The 6,043-nt window shown below is 67.4% G+C and carries 5 protein-coding genes; all 5 read left to right on the top strand.

Translation table 11 applies throughout. The features are described 5' to 3' along the window. The first annotated feature begins 380 nt into the window (after nucleotides 1-380). The 5 genes from HNO81_RS04585 to HNO81_RS20090 all read left to right on the top strand — a co-directional run bounded on the left by HNO81_RS04585 (nucleotide 381) and on the right by HNO81_RS20090 (nucleotide 6,000). Nucleotides 381-665: an HU family DNA-binding protein gene (locus tag HNO81_RS04585; protein ID WP_011693739.1), complete on the top strand. Its 285-nt coding sequence runs from the start codon at nucleotides 381-383 to the stop codon at nucleotides 663-665. A gap of 114 nt (nucleotides 666-779) precedes the next feature. Further along, on the top strand, nucleotides 780-2,945 hold the full coding sequence (locus HNO81_RS04580) for a cytochrome c oxidase assembly protein (RefSeq protein WP_175316945.1): 2,166 nt from the start codon (nucleotides 780-782) through the stop codon (nucleotides 2,943-2,945). Next, nucleotides 2,945-4,963 (top strand): NHL domain-containing thioredoxin family protein, encoded by a 2,019-nt coding sequence (locus tag HNO81_RS04575; protein WP_175316944.1) that lies wholly within the window; start codon nucleotides 2,945-2,947, stop codon nucleotides 4,961-4,963. The genes HNO81_RS04580 and HNO81_RS04575 overlap by 1 nt, the downstream gene beginning before the upstream one ends. A gap of 218 nt (nucleotides 4,964-5,181) precedes the next feature. Beyond that, nucleotides 5,182-5,745, top strand: a complete 564-nt coding sequence (locus tag HNO81_RS04570; protein WP_254703300.1) for a type IV toxin-antitoxin system AbiEi family antitoxin domain-containing protein — start codon at nucleotides 5,182-5,184, stop codon at nucleotides 5,743-5,745. 12 nt (nucleotides 5,746-5,757) lie between these two features. Continuing rightward, nucleotides 5,758-6,000 carry an endonuclease domain-containing protein gene (locus HNO81_RS20090; protein ID WP_371818158.1) on the top strand — a complete coding sequence of 81 codons (243 nt, stop codon included), beginning with the start codon at nucleotides 5,758-5,760 and terminating at the stop codon, nucleotides 5,998-6,000. Nucleotides 6,001-6,043 lie beyond the last annotated feature (43 nt).

Below are 6,043 nucleotides of genomic sequence, written 5' to 3'. Positions count from 1 at the left end.
TGGTACTGCACCCGGGAGGGTGTGGGAGAGTAGGTCACCGCCGGAACATCATTAACGGTCGAGGCCCCAACCACACGGTTGGGGCCTCCCGCATTTAACAACCAAGGCAGTCCAGGCAGCGCCGGCAAGCCGGGACGCGAAGGTGCCGGCCGCCGTCGTACATGCTCCCGGCACTCCGGCATACATGGGGCTGCTTCGGGCGTCCCGTGACGGGCTGAGGAGGGTAAAAACCCCCGATGGATCGGTGATTAACCTCAAAAAATGGCGGAAACACGCGGAATTTGCGGCCCTGAACCGCCCAAGCTGGTAAGTTTTCGAACAGTGGCCTGCGCGCATGCCGTGTGCAGGCTCAAGAATCAGAACCGTCCAGGAGGACATCAATGGCTAAGAACCGTAGTGAACTTGTTGCAGAGGTAGCTGGCAAGGCCGGCACCAGCCAGGCTGCCGTCAACTCCGTCCTCGACGCACTGTTCGAGGTTTTCGAGACTTCTGTCGCCGCCGGCGAGAAGATCACCATCCCGGGCTGGCTCGCCGTCGAGCGCACCGACCGTGCAGCCCGCACCGGCCGCAACCCGCAGACCGGCGAAACCATCCAGATTGCAGCAGGCCACAGCGTTAAGCTGACCGCCGGCTCGAAGCTGAAGGCCGCTGTCTCCAAGAAGTAGAGCTTATTTCCGGCCGGCATCCCGCCGGCAGGAAAGGAGCGGCAACCCGATGGGTTGCCGCTCCTTGGCGTTTAACCCGGATTCGCCGCCCGGGCGGGCGTAGCGGACAATGGAATGGTGTCTTCTGCCGCAAAACCACGTTCCACCCCGCCCCAAACCAGTCCTGGCAAGGGAGCTGCGGTCCGGGACGCCGGAAGCCGTGGGATTCCGGTCCCGTGGCAGCTGGCAGGCCTGGCAGCACTCTTCCTGGGCCTCGCAGCAGCACTGATCTTTTCAGGTGCGGCAGCGGCCCGCAGTGTTGCCGATCCGGGAGCCCTGGTCCGGTGGGGACTGCCTGTCAGCAAGGCCATCCACAACGTATCCCTGGCCACCGTAGTGGGCGGACTGATCTTCGCCGTCGGCATCCTCCCCAGGAACCTCAAAGCGCAAAACCACAACGTCCGCGGCCGGGAGGCAGCCGCCGGCTCCCCCGAGCATCCCGCGTTTACCCGCGCGCTGGCTGTAGCGGCCGTTGCCGGCGCTGTGTGGACCTTGTCCGCCATCGCCGTCCTGGTGCTCACCTACGCCGACGTTGCCGGCCAGGGGCTGTCCGGTGACCCCGCCTTCACGCAGGCCCTGGTCTACTTCATGACGGACATCGAAACCGGCCAGGCGTGGCTCGCCGTCACCATCATTGCCGCAGTGGTGACCACGGCGCTGTTCGGCGTCAGGTCCCTTGGTGGCCTGGCCCTCACCCTCATCCTTGCCCTCATCGGCCTGGTCCCGACGGCCTTGATCGGCCACTCCTCCAGTTCATCGGACCACGAAGGTGCCATCAACTCACTCGGCCTGCACCTGGTGGGTGTCAGCACCTGGGTGGGCGGCATCATCATCCTGGCCCTGCTCTCCGGCATCCTCACAGGCAGCAAGGCCGGGGGAGCTGCAGACATCACCGAGCCCACGCTCAAACGGTTCTCCACCCTGGCCGGCTTCGCCTTTGTCCTGGTCTTCGCCTCCGGGATCATCAACGCCAGTATCCGCGTCACCAGCTGGGCAGATCTCTTCGGCTCGGCCTACGGGCAGCTGATCCTGGCCAAGACGGCGGCGGCAGTGGTGCTGGGCGGCATTGGCTTCATGCACCGCCAGTGGGTCATCCCGCAGCTGGGCCGCAAGGGAGCCACCATGTCCTCCCGGCGGGTGCTGTGGCAGTTGGTCCTGGCGGAGCTGCTGATCATGGGCGCCACCTCGGGCATCGCCGTGGCCCTGGGACGCTCAGCGCCGCCGCAGCCAACCGAACTTGCGCCCAACGCCTCGCCAGCCTTCATCCTCAGCGGTTACGAGCTGCCGCCGGAACTCACCCCGGAACGCTGGCTCACTGAGTGGCGCCTGGACTGGATCTGGGTGGGCGTGGCCCTCTTCGGCCTGGTGGCCTACTTCCTGGGCGTTGCCAAGATCCGCCGTCGCGGAGACTCCTGGCAGTGGTTCCGGTCCGTCAACTGGGTGATCGGCCTGGTGGTGCTGACGTACATCACGTCCGGGCCGCCGTCGGTCTATGGCCGCATCCTGTTCTCCGCGCACATGGTGGACCACATGGCGCTGACCATGGTGGCGCCGATCTTCCTGGTGCTGGGAGCGCCGGTGACCCTGGCCCTGCGTGCCCTGCCCGCCCGCGGCGACGGATCCCGCGGCGCGCGCGAGTGGCTCCTGGTCTTCGTGCACTCCAAGTTCTCGCAGCTGGTCACCCACCCGCTGTTCGCGGCAGCCAACTTTGCCGGTTCCATCATCCTGTTCTACTACTCGGACCTCTTCGGGTACGCCATGCGCGAGCATGTGGGCCATGAACTGATGAACCTGCACTTCCTGCTCACCGGGTACATCTTCGTGCTGAGCATGATCGGCACAGACCCGCTGCCGCGCCGCGCCCCGTACCCCATGCGGCTGCTGCTGCTCCTGGCCACCATGGGCTTCCATGCCTTCTTCGGTGTGTCCATCATGGGCGGCACCGGCCTGATGGCGGCGGACTACTTCGGTAACCTGGGCCGGGCCTGGGGGCCGTCGGCCCTCGCGGACCAGCAGGCCGGCGGTGCGGTGGCCTGGGGCATTGGCGAGGTTCCCACGCTGCTGGTGGCGATCGGCGTGGCCGTCATGTGGTCCAGGTCAAGCCAGCGGGAGGCCACACGCGTGGACCGGGCGGCGGACAGGAATAACGACGCCGATCTGACCGCTTACAACGATATGTTTGCCAAATTGGCCGAACGCGACGCCAAGCTGGCTGAACGCAACAAGCTGGAAGGACGCTGATGAGCGAAACCGTACGCACCCATGCCCGGGTCCGGGCCTCCGAACTGGTGGGCCGCAACTGGCTGAACACCGGTGGCAAGTCCCTGGACCTCGAAGCCCTGCGCGGCAAGATCGTGCTGCTCGACTTCTGGACGTTCTGCTGCATCAACTGCCTGCATGTCCTCGACGAGCTGCGGCCGCTGGAGCAGCAGTACTCGGACGTGCTGGTGACCGTGGGCGTCCACTCGCCCAAGTTCGAGCACGAGGCGGATCCGGTGGCCCTTGCCGCCGCCGTGGAGCGCTACGAGATCCACCACCCGGTCCTGGACGATCCCGAGCTGGATACCTGGAAGGCCTACACCGCCCGCGCCTGGCCCACCCTGGTGGTCATCGACCCCGAGGGCTACATCGTGGCGCAGCTTTCCGGTGAGGGCCACGCGGACGGCCTCGCGGTGCTGATCCCCGAACTGATCGCCGAGCACGAGGCCAAGGGCACCCTGCACCGCGGCTCCGGCCCCTACGTGGCGCCCGAAGCGACGTCCGGCACCCTGCGCTTCCCCGGCAAGGCCCTCTTCCTCCCGCCGGGGCGCGGATCCACGGCTGGAACGGCCGACGACGGCGCACCGGAAGGTGCCGCGGCATCCGTTGCCGCCGAAAAGGGATCCTGGCTGGTCACCGACACCGGCCACCACCGCCTGGTGGAACTCGGCACCGACTTCGAGACCGTCCTGGGCACCTTCGGCTCGGGCACCAAAGGCTACGCCGATGGGCCCGCCGCGGGGGAGACCGCCAGTGCACAGTTCAACGAACCCCAGGGCCTGGTCCTGCTCCCGGAAGACGTGGCAGCCAAGGCGGGCTACGACGTCGTGATTGCCGACTCGGTCAACCACCGCCTGCGCGGGCTCTCACTCACGGACGGCAAGGCCTCCACCCTGGCCGGCAACGGCATCCAGCGCCTGCTGGAAACCGGCCCGGCCCGTGTGGACGAGGACGGCGCCGGCTTCAGCGGATCGCTGGGCTCCGACCCGCTGGATGTTGCGCTGAGCTCGCCGTGGGATGTGGTGTGGTCCCGCAAGCTCAACGCGGTGGTGGTGGCCATGGCCGGCACCCACCAGATCTTCAGCTTCGACCCCGTCACCGGCTCCGTGTCCATCATTGCCGGCAACGGCCTGGAAGGGCTCCTGGATGGTCCGGCCCACGAGTCCTGGTTCGCCCAGTCCTCCGGCCTGGCCGAAGACGCCGATGGCAACATCTGGGTGGCGGATTCCGAGACTTCGGCACTCCGCAAGCTGGTCATCGCCGACGACGCCTCCATCACCGTGGAGTCCGCCGTGGGCAAGGGCCTGTTCGACTTCGGCTTCCGCGACGGCCCCGCCGCCGAGGCCCGGCTGCAGCACCCGCTCGGTGTGACCGTCCTGCCCGACGGCTCCGTGGCGATCGCAGACACCTACAACGGAGCCGTGCGCCGCTACGACCCCGCCAACGGGACGGTGTCCACGCTGGCCCGCGGGCTGGCCGAGCCGTCCGACGTGATTGTGGACCACACGCAGTCCGCCGGGACGGAGCCGCTCCTGGTGGTGGTGGAGGCCAACAAGCATCAGCTGGTGTACGTTCCGATTCCCAAGGAAGCGCAGCAGGTGGATGAGGGCGCCTCCCAGACCCAGCGGCCCAAGAGCCCCGTGGCTCCCGGCGCCCTGGACCTGACCGTACGCTTCACCGCTCCCACCGGGCAGAAGCTCGATGACCGCTGGGGCGATCCCACGCAGCTGAAGATCTCCTCCACGCCGCCGGAGCTGCTGGTGGCCGGCGGCGGCACTTCGGTGGGACTGCTCCGCACCTTGGAACTGTCCCCGGACGTTCCCGAGGGCGTGCTGCACATTACCGCCCGTGCCGCCGCGTGCGACGGCCCCGAGACCGAGGACGGCGAGATCCCGGACCACGCCGCCTGCCACCTCTACCAGCAGGACTGGGGCATCCCGGTGGTCCTGCAGGCCGACGGCGACACCGAGCTGGTCCTGGACCTCCGCGGGATGGACTGACCCGCCTCCGGCCTTGCCGAAGGGGCTGCTTCCCGTGGCTTCGCGTCACGGGAGCAGCCTTTTACGTTTAAGGCCTGCGGGATGCCCCGGAAAATCGGGGATGCCTTGCTCTGGGAGACCTAGAAGCGTGCCCTGAGTGACGACCTCGGCGCCCTCGATATCCACATGCCGCAGGCACATGCTGTCAGCAGGGGCGCCGGAGCGGCAACCATTGCCGCATGGATGTCCTCAAAGCCCTGGAATCTTGCGGCGGAGCTGCGCGAAGGCCCGCGCTGGCCCGGTTGGGTGTGGACGACGCCGCCCTCAGGCGTGCAGTACGGGCAGGCGTACTGCAGCCGGACCGCGGGCTTTACGCGCTTCCGACGGCGTCTCCGGATCTGGTTGCCGTGCTGCGGAACCGAGAGTTGCTGACCTGTTCCAGCGCGGCCACTGCGCACGGCCTGTGGTCCCTGCCCTCCGACGGACGCCGCCACGTTTATCACCGCCGGCAGGAGGCAGTGCTTGGCGGCTCGGTCCACCACGCCGGGCTCCTGCTTCCGCCCGCACGCTTCCAGCCGGTCGCAGCCCTCGCCGATGTCCTGATCCACGCCCTGCGGTGCCTGTCCTTCGCGGAATCCTTGGTCATGGTGGAATCTGCGGTTTCGCGCGGGGACATGACCGCCGGCTTCCTGCGCCAGCGGTTGCCTGGAAGGCGGAACGGGAAGGCCCGGGCTGTCCTCAACTGGGTAGACAGCGGGGCAGACTCGCTCCTGGAGACACTGGCGAGGACCTATTTCAGGTAAGCCGGGATCTCCGTGCAGGCGCAGGTGTACCTGGAACGGGTGGGGTATGTGGATCTGCTGCTGGACGGCTGGCTGGTGGTTGAACTGGATGGACGGCATCATGCCGAGTGGAAGCAGGTCCAGAAGGACCACCGCAGGAACAACGAATCGGCCCTCCAGGGACACACAGTTCTTCGGTACTACTACCCGGACGTGGTGTATCGGCCGGAGGCGATGGTCCAACAGGTACTTTCCGTCCTGAGCAGGGGACGGTAGCCGCGCCGGCGTCACGCGGAGCAGGCTTTCAGGCTGCGCGGGT

The organism is Pseudarthrobacter sp. C4D7 (assembly GCF_013359725.1).
Taxonomy (GTDB): domain Bacteria; phylum Actinomycetota; class Actinomycetes; order Actinomycetales; family Micrococcaceae; genus Arthrobacter.
This window is presented reverse-complemented; position numbering and strand designations above follow the sequence as displayed.

Bases quoted from the DNA above. Each gene is read 5' to 3' on its own strand.
- HNO81_RS04585 (WP_011693739.1), top strand. From the start codon at position 381: ATGGCTAAGAACCGTAGTGAACTTGTTGCAGAGGTAGCTGGCAAGGCC.
- HNO81_RS04580 (WP_175316945.1), top strand. From the start codon at position 780: ATGGTGTCTTCTGCCGCAAAACCACGTTCCACCCCGCCCCAAACCAGT.
- HNO81_RS04575 (WP_175316944.1), top strand. From the start codon at position 2,945: ATGAGCGAAACCGTACGCACCCATGCCCGGGTCCGGGCCTCCGAACTG.
- HNO81_RS04570 (WP_254703300.1), top strand. From the start codon at position 5,182: ATGGATGTCCTCAAAGCCCTGGAATCTTGCGGCGGAGCTGCGCGAAGG.